This is a genomic window from Barnesiella sp. An22 (assembly GCF_963931395.1).
Taxonomy (GTDB): domain Bacteria; phylum Bacteroidota; class Bacteroidia; order Bacteroidales; family Barnesiellaceae; genus Barnesiella; species Barnesiella merdigallinarum.
In genome coordinates, this window is the sequence record NZ_OZ007014.1 from 1,620,083 (window position 1) to 1,635,885 (window position 15,803).

Here is a 15,803-nt window from a genome sequence, read left to right on the forward strand (position 1 = left end):
GATGTGTTTGTCTGATTTTCAAAAACGGAAAACTTTTTGTTATGGTCAAAATTTTAAATATCTGATTGTCAATACAGTTTTGTTTTAAATCGGGAAACTTTATAAATTGTTGATATTTAAAAATGATATTATTTGTGTATGTAGAATGTTTTTTATAAACTTGCACCGTAAATCTTTCTGCTGAAAAACCTTTGTCTAAAAATTAACTAATTAACATAATAGAAAAAATATTTGTCTCGTGGAACCAACTATTTATACTTATGACGAGGCTTATCAGGCGTCGTTGGAGTATTTCAAGGGAGATGAGCTGGCTGCCCGTGTGTGGGTAAACAAATATGCTCTGAAAGATTCGTATGGGAATATCTATGAAAAGACTCCCGACGATATGCACTGGCGTATCGCCAATGAGATTGCTCGTATCGAGCAACGGTATCCTAACCCGCTTTCGTCGCAAGAGCTGTTCGATTTGATGAGATCGTTCCGCTACATCGTGCCGCAGGGAAGCCCCATGAGTGGCATTGGTAACAACTATCAGGTGGGGTCGCTCTCCAACTGTTTTGTGATTGGGCTCGATGGTGCCCCCGACTCGTACGGCGGCATTATCAAAATCGACGAAGAGCAGGTGCAACTGATGAAACGTCGCGGTGGTGTAGGTCACGACCTGTCGCACATCCGCCCCAAAGGTTCGCCCGTCAAGAACTCGGCCCTCACCTCTACGGGGCTGGTACCCTTTATGGAGCGTTACTCCAACTCGACCCGCGAGGTGGCTCAGGATGGCCGTCGCGGTGCGCTGATGCTTTCGGTATCGATCAAACACCCCGACTCCGAGTCGTTCATCGACGCCAAGATGGTCGAGGGACGTGTGACGGGTGCCAACGTGTCGGTGAAGATTCACGACGACTTTATGGAGGCTGCTATCGAAGGCAAGCCCTACATCCAACAGTTCCCCATCGACTCGCCCGATCCCAAGGTGACGAAGGAGATCGACGCGCAAGCCCTTTGGAAAAAGATTGTGCACAATGCCTGGAAATCGGCCGAACCCGGCGTACTCTTTTGGGATACCATCATCAGAGAGTCGGTACCCGACTGCTATGCCGACCTGGGCTTCAAGACCGTATCGACCAACCCTTGCGGCGAGATTCCCCTCTGTCCCTACGACAGCTGCCGTCTGTTGGCCATCAACCTCTACTCCTATGTAGTCAATCCGTTTACCCCGGAGGCCTATTTCGACTTCGACCTCTTCCGTAAACATGTGATGCTGGCACAGCGCATCATGGACGATATTATCGACCTTGAGATGGAGAAGATCGACAAGATTATCGAGAAAATCAAGGCCGACCCCGAGACCGACGAGGTGAAGAGCACCGAGCTCAACCTGTGGTACAAGATACAGAAACGTACCCTGCAAGGCCGCCGTACCGGTGTGGGCACCACGGCCGAGGGCGATATGATTGCCGCCATGGGTTTCCGCTACGGAACCGAAGAGGCTACCGACTTCTCCGAAAAGGTGCATCGGGCTTTGGCACTGGCCGCTTACCGTTCGTCGGTGACGATGGCCAAGGAGCGTGGCGCCTTCTCGATTTTCGATGCCGACCGCGAGACCAACAACCCCTTCATCAAACGGTTGAAACACGAAGATGAAGAGCTCTATGCCGACATGTGCAAGTACGGGCGTCGCAACATTGCCTGCCTCACCATTGCACCCACGGGCACTACGAGTCTGATGACCCAGACCACCTCGGGCATCGAGCCGGTATTCATGCCGGTTTATCGCCGTCGCCGCAAGGTGAACCCCAACGATCCTGCCGTACATATCGACTATGTCGACGAGACGGGCGATGCCTTTGAAGAGTATGTGGTTTATCACCATAAATTCATCACCTGGATGCAGGTAAACGGCATCGAAGTGAAAAAGAATTATAGCCAGGAGGAGGTCGATGCCCTGGTGGCTCGCTCGCCTTACTACAAGGCTACGGCCAACGACATCGACTGGTTGCAGAAGGTGCGCATGCAGGGCCGCATCCAGAAGTGGGTCGACCACTCGATTAGCGTTACCATCAACCTTCCCTCCGACGTGAGCGAAGAGATGGTGGGTCAGCTCTATGTCGAGGCTTGGCGCTCGGGTTGCAAAGGCTGTACGGTCTATCGCGACGGCTCTCGCTCGGGTGTGCTCATCTCGGCCAAGAAGGAAGAGAAGAAACCCGTGGTTCCCGCACAAGCCGAAACGCTGGTACGCCCCATCGAGCTCGAGGCCGATGTGGTTCGCTTCCAGAACAACAAGGAGAAGTGGATTGCCTTCGTGGGTCTGAAAGATGGCAAGCCTTACGAAATCTTCACCGGTCTTGCCGACGACGACGACGGTATCTTCTGCCCCAAGAATGTAGTGAAGGGTAAGATTGTGAAGGCCGTAAACCCCGACGGTACGAAGCGTTACGACTTCCAGTTCTCCAACAAGCGCGGTTACAAGACCACCATCGAGGGACTCTCCGACAAGTTCAACCCCGAGTATTGGAACTATGCCAAACTCATCTCGGGAGTACTTCGCTACGGCATGCCCATCCCGCAAGTGCTCAAGCTGGTATCGAGCCTCGAACTCGACAGCCAGTCGATCAACAGCTGGAAGAACGGTGTAGAGCGCGCTCTGAAGAAATACCTGCCCAACGGTACCAAAGCCAGTGGGCAGACCTGTCCGAATTGCGGTAACGAGACCCTCATCTATCAGGAGGGATGCCTCATCTGCACTTCGTGCGGTACTTCGCGTTGCGGATAATTTTGGTTACCTACGATAAGAAATGAAAGCTCCGGGGCGGATTCTGCAAAGGGTCCGCCCCGGTTGTTTTTTCCCGAGGAAGCTCTTTCTCCGGGTGTGGGGGATGGAGATGTCGGTCGGGAGTAGGGCAGGATACCGACCGTGTTCGGGGAGTTACGGTTGTTGTATAGCTCGGCAACGGTAGTATTGAGCTTTTCGATAACGATAAATGAGCCGTAAACTAACGTACTTTTAATTTCGCTGCTGTAGTTTTGCAACAGAAAACCAACATATATTTATCGTTATGAAAAAGAATATCGGAAATTCAATGGCACTTTATCCCACCCCTGCGGTTGTGGTGGGTGCCCAGGTAGAGGGAAAAGCCACGTGGACTCTGGTAGCCCATGTAGGCATTGTGGCTCACGACAGGCTGCTTGTCAGTCTGCATGCCTCGCACTACATCAACCGGGGCATTAAGGAGAGTGGCCGGCTGTCGGTCAATATCGTTACCGAAGAGTGGCTGCCGAAAGCCGATTACTGCGGTATCGTGTCGGGGCACAAGCAGGACAAAAGCACCCTGTTCGAGTCGACGGCAGGCGAGGAGGGGACACCTATGGTGAACGAATCGCCCTTGACCATGGAGTGTCGGGTCGAGGATGTGTATGTGTGCAACGGTTTCGAAAACTTTATTTGCAGCATCGCCCACACCTATGCCGATGAGAGCATACTCAACGACCGGGATAAAATCGACTACAATCGGCTCAAACCGGTGCTGTTCGAGTTTCCTACCTATCAGTATCTGCGCACGGGCAGTGTCATAGGGCTCTGTACCGAAGCCGGAAAACAGTATGAAGCGAGTCAAGCATAGGCCTATGAAACGGTGGTTGTATCTTGTGATTCTCCTTATGATTGGCAATTTCACCGGCCATGCCCGACAGGTAGTCGATGTGCATAGCCACAACATTCTGCCCGATTATCGGCAGGTGCTTGCCCGGCATCATGCCGAGCTGGAAGAGGGGTTCCCGCTCCCTGCCTGGGATGTCGATTCGCACTTGTCGTTTATGGACAGTGCCGGCATTGCCTGCACGGTGTTGTCGATGCCGGCTCCGCAACCCAGTTTCGGCGACAGCGAGGAGTGCCGGCAGGTGATACGGGCCTGTAACGAATATGGTGCCCAGCTGAAAGCGGCCCATCCCGATCGCTTCCGCTTTTGTGCCGCCCTCCCTCTGCCCGATGTGGAGTCGGCCGTGGCCGAGGCCATCTATGCCCTCGATACACTGGGGGCCGATGGGGAGCTGTCGGCCTATGCCGATCTCTTCTTGCACGAGAATGCCGCCCGGCTCTTCGCGTTGCCGTCGGTGGGCGAGGCGGGTGCTGCATTGGCCGAGCGTTCGTCGGTTGTCGAGGCCGAGGTCGATACCGCCATGCTGGTGCGCATCTCCGAGATAGAGATCTATCCCCAATACCGGGATGCCTATCTCGAGGCGGCGTTGGAGGTGGGGGCTACCTCGGTTCGCGAAGAGCCGGGAGTAATAGCCATATTCCCCATGATTCAGCAACGCGACTCCTGCCAGGTGCGCATCCTCGAGATATATTCCAGCCCCGAGGCCTATCGCCATCACATCGGTACCGCCCATTTCCAGACCTACAAGCAGGGTACGCTGCACATGGTCAAGACACTCGACCTGGTCGACATGATACCGATGAACCCGGCTGCCATGCCCGAAATATTTCGCAAGATGCAGCGTGTAAAGTAACTCTGTATTATCTTTGCTACATGAACGAAACGATAGACCATCTGATTAACTACGGCAATATCCTGCTGAGTTGCAGCATCCCCCACGACATGCACCTGGAGCATCGCATGCCTGCACACTCCATTATTTTCGTGCGCTCCGGCAAGCTGGTTATCGAGGGGCGGGAGACGACCGACGAGGTCATGGCCGACAACTTCGTGTTTGTCCGTCGCGACTGCTCGGTCAACGTCACCAAGGTGCCGCTCGACGGGCATCCCTACCGGGGTATCAATTTCTCTCTGCCTCGCAAGGAGCTGAAGGAGTATTACAACCGGGTGGCTGCCACCTGCAAGCGGCTGCATGGCCTCGGCCCGATAGGAAAGACGGTGAATGTGCTGCCCCGGACGGTTGCCTTGAAGAGCCTCTTCGACTCGTTTCTGCCCTATACCGATAGCGGTGAAACGCCTGCCGACGAGTGGTTGCGGCTGAAGGTGCACGAGGCCGTGATGTGCCTGCTCGCCACAGACGACCGTTTCTATCCGACCTTGTTCGACTTCAACGAGGCGTGGAAGATAGACCTGATGGATTTCATGGAGAGCAACTATACCGAAGACCTTACGCTGGACGAGTTTGCCTCCTATACCGGGCGGAGCCTGGCCACCTTCAAGCGCGATTTTGCCAAAATCAGCACCCTGTCGCCGCAACGCTGGATTACGGAGCGGCGGCTCGAGGAGGCCCGGCGGCTGCTCCTCGAAGGGGGCGTGTCGGCACAGGATGTCTGTTATCGGGTCGGCTTCAAGAACCGGTCGCACTTCTCACAAGCCTTCAAGAAGCAGTATGGCTATTCGCCCCTGCATTGCCTGAAACAGAATCGGGAAGATTCATTTTAAATCAAAAACTTTTCGCGAAAAAGGGGGACGACGGGTATCGGTTTCTGTATAAAGTTTTCTATCTTTATGACTCCAATTTTTAACAAAGAGGATTGTCATGAAAATAACATTTGAGATATACTACCACACCCGTTGGGGCGAGTCGCTCATGCTTTCGGGCGAGACCGAGCAACTGGGCTCGGGCGACGAGAGCCGGGCCGTGGTGATGGATTGCCGCGGCGGCGACCTGTGGAGCTACACCATCGAGGTGCCCGCGACGATAGACGCCTTTGAGTATCGCTATCTGGTCAAGTCGGGCGACTCGGTGCGCCGGGAGTGGAACCGTCCGCACCGCTTCGTGCCGGGGCAGAAGGCCACCGAATATCGGTTGCTCGACCGCTGGCGCGACACTCCTGCCGACCTGCCGTTCTACTCTTCGGCATTTACCCAGGGCATCTTTTTCCGTCAGCATCCCCAGCCGCAACCCGGGGTGCCGGCGGCCGGTACGGTGACTTTCAAAATCTTCGCTCCGCAACTGCGCCCCGACGAGCAGCTGCTTCTGGTGGGCAGTGTGCCGGCTCTGGGCAACTGGGAGCCGAGCCAGGCTCCGGCGCTCGACGATACCGACTTTCCCGAATGGCATCTTACCCTCGATGCGGCTCAACTGGGCCCCTCCTTTGAATACAAGTTTGTGGTGGTGCGCACGCAGCAGCGCGAAGTCGTGGCGTGGGAGACGGGTGCGAACAGGGTATATACCGATTCGGAGCTCTCGCCTTCGACGGCAGTCGTTGTGTCGGGGTTGCTCTTCAACGGGCCCGAACGTCTCTGGAAAGGGGCCGGTACGGCCATCCCGGTATTTTCGTTGCGTACCGACTACGGTTTCGGCACGGGCGAGTTCCTCGACCTGAAATATCTGGTCGACTGGGCGCTGCGCACGGGGCAATCGTTTATCCAGCTGCTCCCGGTCAACGATACCACCCTGACGGGTAGTTGGTGCGACTCCTATCCCTATAATGCCAATTCGACTTTTGCCCTGCACCCGCAGTATCTGCGCCTCTCGGAGGTGGGCCGGTTGAGCGATGAGGCCCGGCAGGCCCAGTTCGACGCCTTGCAGCGGGAGCTGAACATGCAGCCCGATGTCGACTACGAGCGGGTGAACCGCGCCAAGATGGAGTACCTGAACCTGCTCTTCGACGAGCAGGGCGACGACACCCTGTCGAGCGAGGGGTTCAAGCAGTTTTTCAAGGAGAACAAGTTCTGGTTGCAGCCCTATGCCGCCTTCAGCAGCTTGCGCGACCGTTTCAAGACGGCCAACTTCACCCGTTGGGGCGAGTTTGCCAGCTACGACGAGTCGATGATTGCCGACTACTGTGCCGTGTGGAGCCCGTGGTACCGTTCGGTTGCCCTCTACTACTACATACAGTATCACCTGCACCTGCAGCTCTCCGAGGTGCGCGACTATGCTCACCGGGCCGGAGTGGTGCTGAAGGGCGACATCCCCATCGGCATCAGCCGCACCAGTGTCGACGCGTGGGTCAACCCCGATCTCTTCCGCATGAATTGTCAGGCGGGTGCTCCCCCCGACGACTTCTCGATCGAGGGGCAGAACTGGGGATTCCCCACCTACGACTGGGAGGTGATGGCGCGCGACGGCTATGCCTGGTGGAAAGCCCGCTTGCGTCACATGTCGCGCTATTTCGATGCCTACCGCATCGACCACATCCTGGGTTTCTTCCGCATCTGGGAGATTCCGCTCGATGCCGTTCACGGTCTGCTGGGCCACTTCCACTCGGCCATGCCGCTCTCGCCCGACGAGCTGGCGCAGAAGGGATTCCGGTTCGATGCTTCGTGGCAGACGGTCCCCTATGTGCGGGAAGAGTCGTTGCACGACATCTTCGGGGCCTATACCGACGAGGTGAAGACGCGCTTCCTGGTCGACAAGGGGAACGGCCGCTGGGACCTGAATGTGATGATGGATACCCAGCGCAAGGTGGTCGACTATTTTTCGGGGGCCGACGACGAGATGAACGTACTGATTCGCGATGGCCTGTTGAAGCTGCTCGACGAGGTGCTCTTCCTCGAAGACCCCGACCAGCCGGGATACTATCACCCCCGCATTATGGGCAACCGCACCCAGGCCTACCAGGCTCTCGACGATGAGCAGAAGGCCTGCTTCGACCGCCTTTACGAAGATTTCTTTTACTGGCGTCACAACGATTTCTGGAAAGCCGAAGCCCTGCGCAAACTGCCCGTGCTCGTAGCCTCGACCGATATGCTGGTTTGCGGCGAAGACCTGGGTATGATACCCGGCTGTGTGCCCGAGGTGATGAAGCAGTTGCAGATTCTCTCGCTCGAGATACAGCGCATGCCCAAGGAGTGGAACTGCGAGTTTGGCGACGTGAGCTGCTATCCCGTGCGGTCGGTATGTACCACCTCGACACACGACATGTCGGGCATCAGAGGGTGGTGGCAGGAGGATCCTGCGCGCACGCAGCGCTACTTCAACGAGGTGCTGGGCGAGTCGGGCCAGGCACCCGCTACCTGCGAGCCTTGGATTTGCGAGCGCATGGTCGAGCTGACGCTCTCGGCTCCCTCGATGCTGGCTATTCTGCCCTTGCAGGACTGGCTCTCGATCGATGGCCGCCTGCGCCGCAAGAACCCCGACGAGGAGCGCATCAACATACCCGCATGCCCGCACTACTATTGGCGTTACCGCATGCATCTCTCGCTCGAGCAACTTTTGGCCGAGGGGGTATTCAACACCCGTTTGCAGGAGATGATTGCCCGTAGCGGGAGATAGCCCGGGGCAGAGCGCTTGCGCAACGATACAGGAAAGAGATAAGAAAAGGCCATGGCAATGCTCGGTAATCGAGTGCGCCATGGCCTCTCTGTTTCTTATGTTCTTATGGGTAGCCCGGGTTGCCCCGGACAACCGCCGGGATTAGAGCTTGTACCCCTCGAAGTCGTAGAGTACGGTCGAGAGGTAGCGTTCGCCCGTGTCGGGCAGCAGCACCACAATCTTCTTGCCTCGGTTCTCGGGGCGTTGGGCCAGTTGGGTAGCGGCCCATGCGGCAGCCCCCGACGAGATACCCACCAGCATCCCCTCGGTCGAGGTGAGCTCGCGGCTGGTGCGGATGGCGTCGTCGTCGGTCACGGCGATAACCTCGTCGACTACCGAAGCGTCGTAGGTCTTGGGCACGAATCCGGCACCGATGCCTTGCAGCTTGTGCGGCCCGGGTTTACCGCCCGACAGAACAGGCGAGCCGGCCGGCTCTACCCCCACGATGCGGATGGCCGGGTTGTGGCTCTTCAGCCCCCGGCCCACGCCGCTCACCGTGCCGCCGGTGCCTACGCCAGCCACGAATATGTCCACCTCGCCGTCGGTATCGCGCCATATCTCTTCGGCCGTCGTCTTTACGTGGGCAGCCGGGTTGGCGGGGTTTTCGAACTGTTGCAGAATCACGCTGCCCTCGATGCGCTCGTTCAGCTCCTGTGCCTTCTTGATGGCACCCGTCATCCCTTCGGCTCCCGGGGTGAGTACCAGTTCGGCCCCCAGGGCTTTGAGCAGATTGCGACGCTCGAGGCTCATGGTCTCGGGCATGGTGAGGATGAGGTGGTACCCCCGGGCCGCAGCCACGAAGGCCAGCCCCACGCCGGTGTTGCCGCTCGTGGGTTCGATGAGGGTGGCATGCGGTTTCAGTATGCCCCGCTGTTCAGCATCGTTGATCATCGAGAGGGCTACCCGGTCTTTCACGCTGCCGGCCGGGTTGAAATACTCCAGTTTGGCAATGACCGTAGCCTCCAACCCGTGTGTGCGGTTGTAGTTCGAGAGCTCCAGCAGCGGAGTGTTCCCAATCAGGTCGGTCAGACTTTTAGCTATCTTTTTCATTGTTCAAGTCGTTTTTGTAGTTCTACAATCAGATAGGGGGCTGCACGTTATCGGGCGGCAGCCAGTTCGTAAAGACGGGCAATCTCCTGCGGCCAGAGGCTCTCGTCGGGCGTCTCGAGAATGAGGGGGATGTTGTCGAAACGCGGGTCCTGCATCAGCCGCTCGAAGAAGCCGATGCCCAGCACGCCGGCCCCCAGACTGTCGTGGCGGTCGACGCGCGAGTTCAATCCCTTCTTGGCATCGTTCAGGTGCATGCCCCGCAGATAGTTGAATCCGATTATCCGGTCAAACTCTTTCCACGTCTGCTCATACCCCTCGGGTGTAGCCAGGTCGTAGCCGCCGGCAAAGGCGTGGCACGAGTCGATGCACACCCCCACGCGGCTCTTGTCCTCCACCTGGTCGATGATGGCAGCCAGATGTTCGAAGCGGAACCCCACGTTGCTGCCCTGTCCGGCCGTATTCTCGATGACGGCCGTTACCCCCTGCGTCTTTTCGAGCGTCAGGTTTATCGACTCGGCGATGCGCGAGAGGCACTCGTCGATCGAAATCTCCTTCAGGTGGCTGCCCGGGTGGAAGTTCAGCAGCTTCAGCCCCAACTGTTCGCAGCGCTGCATCTCGTCGAGAAAAGCCTTCCGGCTCTTCTCCAGCCCCTCGGCCTGCGGGTGTCCCAGGTTGATGAGGTAGCTGTCGTGAGGCAGGATGTGTTCGGGGGCAAAACCATATTGTGCGCAGTTCTCGCGGAACTGTTGTATACTCTTCTCCGACAAGGGTGCCGACTGCCATTGCCGTTGATTCTTGGTAAAGAGAGCGAAAGCCTTCGCTCCGATGGTGTGTGCGTTTACCGGGGCGTTCTCCACGCCACCCGAAGCACTTACATGAGCTCCAATGTATTTCATATCGTTGTCTGTTTCGTTTTTTTATCTGTACAAATATAGTGAAAGGCGAGAGCAGAGACAAAGGAAAACACAGTTTTCAACTTTGACAGTGCCGAGCCGCCTCCTGTATTCTGGAAATATAGTGAAAGGCGAGGGCAGAGGCAAAGGAAAACACAGTTTTCAACTTTGACAGTGCCGAGCCGCCTCCTGTATTCTGGAAATATAGTGAAAGGCGAGAGCAGAGGCAAAGGAAAACACAGTTTTCAACTTTGACAGTGCCGAGCCGCCTCTCCCCGAAAAAGAAGGAGACCATTCGGAGCAGCCAACTGGAGTCTACTCTTCGCGACCGCTTTGGTCGTCATTTAGATTTTTGTAGAAGTCGATGCGTTCGTGCCACGGTTTATCCTCCAGGGGGAGGACCAGGTGTGTTTCGGCCCAACGATTCCATTCGTTTTCCAGCGACTTTACCTTTTCGGGGAAACGGGTGGAGAGGTTGTGTTGTTCGAACGGATCGGCATCGAGATCAATCAACTCCCAAGGTTCGTTCCGGTTGTTTCGTACCAGTTTCCAATGTCCCGATATGACGGCACATGAACTTTGATGTTCGAAAAACAGGGTGCGCGGTTGTATCTCTTTTCCCTCGATAGCCGGCAGCAGGCTGATACCCGGCAGTTGGGCATGGTCGAATTGTCGGCTGGGATAGATGGCCGAGGCCAAATCCATACAGGTAGGCAGAAGGTCGATGATGTGAGCCGGTTGTCGACAGATGCCACCCTTTACGGGATTCTTGTCGGTATCGCCAAACGTGAAAATAAAGGGGGTACTTGTCCCTCCCTGATAGCACCATTGCTTGTAACTGCGGTAAGGCGTGTTGGAGAGATCGGCCATCAGCTGTCCCAGATAGCCGCCCTCCAGGGTCGCACCGTTGTCGCTAAGGAACAGGAATACGGTATTTTCCAGGGTCCCTTTTTCACGGAACGCTTCGACAATCTGGCCTATACCGTCGTCCATGATTTCAATCATGGCTGCATAGGTGGCCATATCCTGTATCCATTGTCGGCGTTGATCCTCGCTCAGCTCCTCCCAGGAGGGGCGTTTACCGCCGAACTCTCGGTCGTATTCCGGCAACTCCATATCCGATGGAACGAGCCCCATGGCCTTTTGTTTCTCGAATCGCTGCCGGCGCAAAACATCGTAGCCTGCTCGGTAGCGCTCCATACACTTCTCTACCCGGTCGGCCGGAGCTTGCAAGGGGAGGTGCGGTGCATAGTAGGCAACATACAGAAACATGGGAATCTGGGCTGGATGCTGGCGGATAAAGCTGGTAGCCGAGTCTGATATGGCTGTGGTATAGTAATAGTCGTCGGGGAAGTCGGTAACTGGAGTCAAGTCGTTATATACCGGCGTGGGAGAGTAGTAACTGCCTCCTCCCGAGAGGCAACCGTAATAGCGGTCGAATCCGCGTTGCACGGGATAGCTGCCGTTGGGGGCATCGAAGGCTCCGTCGACCGTCACATGCCATTTGCCGCTCATGTATGTGCCGTAGCCGTTGGCTTTCATCACCTCGGCTATGGTAGGATACTCTTTCGAGATCTGACCTCTGTATCCGGGACGATGTTCGTCGACGGCTGTCATCCATCCCATGCCGGCCTGATGTTGATAGCGGCCCGTCAGAAGCGAGGCCCGAGAGGGGCAGCTTCGCCCCGTGTTCTTAAATTGGCTGAAACGCATGCCTTGGCTGGCGAGGCTGTCTATGTGCGGTGTTTGTATTTCGCTCCCGTAACAACCTAAATCGGAAAATCCCATATCGTCGCACATGATCAATACGATATTGGGGGCGGTTGTCTCCTGGGCAGTGACAGAAAAGCTGGCCGGGCCCAGCACAAGAGGAACGAAAAGCAGACGTTTCATATACAATTTTATGAGGTGTGAGTAAAACAGGTACTAAAGATAGTACAATTTTCTCATTGCATCGACGAATGTCGGCTATCTTTTTTGTACAAAAAGAGGCTATGACGATGAGTTTCGTATCGTCATAACCTCTTTCGTAGAGAGCCGTTGTTGCATAACGGCATATTCAAAGGATGATAGAGAGCCTATTCTTCTTGCAGGGCGCGATTGAAGCTGTGCATCTTAAATGCCAATACGATACGGAATATTCCATACAGAATGAACGATACCCCGATGTAGACGAGAATAAACAGTCCGCCAAAGATAGGGGTGGTGAGGAAGAGGAACGAGCAGATCAGGCTCAGTATGTTGCAGGCCAGCAGCCACCCCCAACCTTTTATAGGCAGGCGGGCAAGTTCGCACGACTCGCAGATGCCGATAATCGAGTGGAACAGCATCCAGAATCCGAATACGTAGACGATAGTGGTTGTCACAAGTACCAGAGGCAGCATGTAGAGCCATACTCCCAGTAAGAGTTCTATGATACCGCGGGCCAGGTCCCAACCCCAATAGTCGTTCCATTTACGGTTTGTAAAGGCCGATGCAATATTGAAGATACCCCCGACAATAAGGATGGCAACGAAAAAGAGGGTGAGTACGGCCAGCGAATCGATAGGGGTGGAAAAACAAAGGATACCACCGACAATACTCAGTATACCTGCCAGCAGGGATATCCACCAGTATTTGAAGGGCTTTTGATGTAAACGCATTTCATTTAACATAGGACTTTGTTTTTTAGAATTAACGGCGATAAAGATAGACGGGATAGGTTGCATTCTTATTATCATTGTAGTTCTAAAAATGTGCATTATTTCTTATTTTTGTCGTAGAAATTTAGAAACTGGGCGGTCGGTATGGACGAAAGAATATTGAATCACGAGGGCGAATTTGCATTTAAGGAGTTGACCGAGGTGCTTGGACGCGATTTTCAGGGACAGTCGTTTATCTCCGAGGGTTTCATATTTAACCTTTGCACCAGCGGGTCGATGAAGATACGGCTCAATTACAGTGAGTATGAGGTTTCGACCAAAGATCTGTTGGTCGTTACGCCGAAGCAGATATTCTCGGTGTTGCATTATTCGCCCGATTTCGAGGCGAAGGTCCTGTTTATTTCGCTCGATTTTGTCCGTCATATCCCTGTGACCCCCGATTTTGATTGGCTGAAGAATATAAATTCGTGGCCCTACGTATCGCTGAGCGACGAGAAGGTAAAAGACCTGGTCGAGCTCTATGCAATGATCGAGCGGTATAACGATGGAGCAGGGATGTCGGAAAAGATTAGAACTTCGTTGGTCCTGTCGTTGCTGTTGATTGTGGCATCGACATTTGAAAATTCGGCGAGGGTCGACAATCTGTCATGCTCGCGGGCCGAGTCTATCACGAGGCGTTTTTTCGATTTGCTGCTGCAACACTTCGAGCGTGAACGTACCGTTGCGTTCTATGCCAGTGAATTGTGCGTAACCCCCAAATACCTGTCGGGGGCTGTAAAGTCGATTACCCACTATTCGGTACAGACGTGGATTAACGAGGCTGTGCTTTTCGAAGCCAAGCGGGCGTTACGGGCTACCGATTTGACGGTACAGCAGATTTCTGAAAAGTTGCATTTCCCTAATGCTTCTTCCTTTGTCCGGTTTTTCAGGACTCATATCGGCGTCTCTCCGTTGCGCTACCGTCGTATGAAGGAGGAATAAAGAAAAGGCGAAACCGATTCGGAGAAAAATCTCCATACGGTTTCGCCCGGTCGAATATGAAACGCAATAACAGTCTGTCTTTTAATCTTTGGCGGTGCACTCTTCGACAATCTTCATGAACTCGTCGCCGGTGATAGTCTCCCGTTCGGTCAGGTAGGCTGCGGCCCGGTGCATGATTTCGGTGTGGCTCTTGATCATCTCCTTGGCTTTCTCGTGAGCTGAGGTGATGAGGTGCAATACCTCTTTGTCTATGTCGGCGGCCGTGCTGGGCGAACAGATGAGCGAGTTGTCTCCGCCCAGATAAGCGTTGCTGGTCGTTTCGAGTTCCATCATGTCGTAGCGGTCGCTCATGCCGTAGCGGGTCACCATGGCACGGGCCAGTTTGGTGGCCTGTTCGATGTCGTTCGAGGCTCCGGTAGTGACGATACCGAACATCACCTCCTCGGCCGAGCGTCCGCCCGTGAGGGTGACGATGCGGTTGAAGAGGTCTTCGCGGCTTAAGAGCGACTGCTCCCCGCGGTCGACCTGCATGGTGTAGCCCAAAGCACCCGAGGTACGGGGGATAATGGTGATTTTGTGTATCGGGGCCGAGTGGGTCTGCAAGGCGGCCACCAGAGCGTGCCCTATTTCGTGATAGGCGACAATCTTCTTCTCGTCGTCCGACAGGATTTTGTTTTTCTTTTGAGCACCGGCAATGACGGTTTCGACACTCTCTTCCAGGTCGGCCGTGGTAATTTGCTTGCGTCCCATGCGTACGGCCCGCAGGGCGGCTTCGTTTACGATGTTGGCCAGTTCGGCACCCGACGAGCCGGCGGTGGCACGGGCCACCAGGTCGACGTCGATATTGCCGTGGCGTACTTTTTTCAAATGAACCTCGAGAATGGCTTTCCGTCCCTCCAGATCGGGGAGTTCCATCTGTACCCGACGGTCGAACCGGCCCGGTCGCAGCAACGCTTTGTCCAAGCTGTCGGGGCGGTTGGTGGCGGCCAGTATCACCACACCTTTGCGGCCGTCGAAGCCATCCATTTCGGTGAGCAGCTGGTTCAGGGTCTGTTCCCGTTCGTCGTTGCCGCCCAGTCCGGTGTCGCGGCGTTTGCCTATGGCATCGATTTCGTCGATGAAGATGATGCAGGGGGCTTTCTCACCGGCCTGTTTGAAGAGGTCGCGCACCTTGGCTGCACCCATACCGACGAACATCTGTACAAACTCCGAACCCGATATGGCGAAGAAGGGCACCTTGGCCTCGCCGGCTACGGCTCGGGCGATAAGGGTTTTGCCGGTTCCCGGAGGGCCTACCAGCAGGGCTCCCTTGGGCAGGGTGGCTCCAATCTCGGCATATTTCCCGGGGTTGTGCAGAAAGTCTACGATTTCGGCCAACATCTCCTTGGCCTCCTCCTGTCCGGCCACATCGGCAAAGGTGGTCTTGATGTCCGACTCGGCATAGATTTTGGCACCGCTATTACCGAATGACATGAAGTTACCACCCGATTTCATCCGGTTCTGGAGACTCTTTCCGATTTGTCTCCAGAGAATATAGAAGAGCAGACCCGGCAGAATCCACATCAACAGGAAATCGAGCAGGGGTGAGTTTTCGCGAGGAACGATTTGGGTAAATTCTATTTTGCCGTTGTCGTTGGGACTGCTGGCATGCAGCAGTCGGTCTACCAGTTGGGGGTCGTTGGCTTCGCCGGTTTGGTAGGTTATCTCTTTGTCTTTTTCTTGAGTTATGAAGTAGATTTGATTGCTCTTGATAGCGACCTCTTTTACCAGACCGCTGTCTACTTTTTCGACAAAAGTGCCGTAGTCGGTTGTGACAATTCGGTTTCCCGACAGACTGGGCATAATCAATCCGTTCAGCAGTAAGAGGATTAAAATACTCCCTAAAAAACCGGTGTAGGGATTGACCCGTTTGGGGGGGTGATTTTGTTCTTTTTTCATACGATGCTTTTCTTGGGTGCGAAAGTCGTTATTTTTGTTCCATTATTCGTTATCGAATAGTCTGAAAAAGTGTGCAATATTTCCTCAATGCAGATGGTTGCCCCAC

11 protein-coding genes are annotated in these 15,803 nt (G+C 55.0%); 6 read left to right on the forward strand and 5 right to left on the reverse strand.

Annotated elements, in window-relative coordinates:
* Positions 1–238: 238 nt before the first annotated feature.
* From ABGT88_RS06460 to ABGT88_RS06480, 5 genes are all read left to right on the forward strand, one after another.
* Positions 239–2,770 (forward strand): adenosylcobalamin-dependent ribonucleoside-diphosphate reductase, encoded by a 2,532-nt coding sequence (locus ABGT88_RS06460; RefSeq protein ID WP_087407604.1) that lies wholly within the window; start codon positions 239–241, stop codon positions 2,768–2,770.
* A 283-nt stretch (positions 2,771–3,053) separates the two neighbouring features.
* Positions 3,054–3,617: a flavin reductase family protein gene (locus ABGT88_RS06465; RefSeq protein WP_087407603.1), complete on the forward strand. Its 564-nt coding sequence runs from the start codon at positions 3,054–3,056 to the stop codon at positions 3,615–3,617.
* Between the two features lie 4 nt (positions 3,618–3,621).
* Positions 3,622–4,506 carry an antibiotic biosynthesis monooxygenase gene (locus ABGT88_RS06470; RefSeq protein WP_346701087.1) on the forward strand — a complete coding sequence of 295 codons (885 nt, stop codon included), beginning with the start codon at positions 3,622–3,624 and terminating at the stop codon, positions 4,504–4,506.
* Between the two features lie 20 nt (positions 4,507–4,526).
* Complete coding sequence (locus tag ABGT88_RS06475) at positions 4,527–5,375, forward strand: AraC family transcriptional regulator (protein WP_346701089.1); 849 nt, start codon at positions 4,527–4,529, stop codon at positions 5,373–5,375.
* A 97-nt stretch (positions 5,376–5,472) separates the two neighbouring features.
* Positions 5,473–8,154, forward strand: a complete 2,682-nt coding sequence (locus tag ABGT88_RS06480) for a 4-alpha-glucanotransferase (protein ID WP_346701091.1) — start codon at positions 5,473–5,475, stop codon at positions 8,152–8,154.
* A 141-nt stretch (positions 8,155–8,295) separates the two neighbouring features.
* Here ABGT88_RS06480 and cysK read toward each other — a convergent pair whose 3' ends face one another.
* The 4 genes from cysK to ABGT88_RS06500 all read right to left on the reverse strand — a co-directional run bounded on the left by cysK (position 8,296) and on the right by ABGT88_RS06500 (position 12,790).
* On the reverse strand, positions 8,296–9,243 hold the full coding sequence (gene cysK / locus ABGT88_RS06485; protein ID WP_087407599.1) for a cysteine synthase A: 948 nt from the start codon (positions 9,241–9,243) through the stop codon (positions 8,296–8,298).
* A gap of 47 nt (positions 9,244–9,290) precedes the next feature.
* Positions 9,291–10,139, reverse strand: a complete 849-nt coding sequence (nfo, locus tag ABGT88_RS06490; protein ID WP_087407598.1) for a deoxyribonuclease IV — start codon at positions 10,137–10,139, stop codon at positions 9,291–9,293.
* Between the two features lie 312 nt (positions 10,140–10,451).
* Positions 10,452–12,029 carry an arylsulfatase gene (locus ABGT88_RS06495; RefSeq protein WP_258326942.1) on the reverse strand — a complete coding sequence of 526 codons (1,578 nt, stop codon included), beginning with the start codon at positions 12,027–12,029 and terminating at the stop codon, positions 10,452–10,454.
* Positions 12,030–12,214: 185 nt separating this feature from the next.
* A complete protein-coding gene (locus ABGT88_RS06500; RefSeq protein ID WP_158096821.1) occupies positions 12,215–12,790 on the reverse strand; it encodes an HdeD family acid-resistance protein in 576 nt (191 codons plus the stop codon).
* Between the two features lie 132 nt (positions 12,791–12,922).
* On the opposite strand from ABGT88_RS06500, the gene ABGT88_RS06505 reads away from it, so the two are divergent.
* Complete coding sequence (locus ABGT88_RS06505) at positions 12,923–13,759, forward strand: AraC family transcriptional regulator (protein ID WP_346701094.1); 837 nt, start codon at positions 12,923–12,925, stop codon at positions 13,757–13,759.
* 81 nt (positions 13,760–13,840) lie between these two features.
* Here ABGT88_RS06505 and ftsH read toward each other — a convergent pair whose 3' ends face one another.
* Complete coding sequence (ftsH, locus tag ABGT88_RS06510) at positions 13,841–15,697, reverse strand: ATP-dependent zinc metalloprotease FtsH (protein WP_258326940.1); 1,857 nt, start codon at positions 15,695–15,697, stop codon at positions 13,841–13,843.
* Positions 15,698–15,803 lie beyond the last annotated feature (106 nt).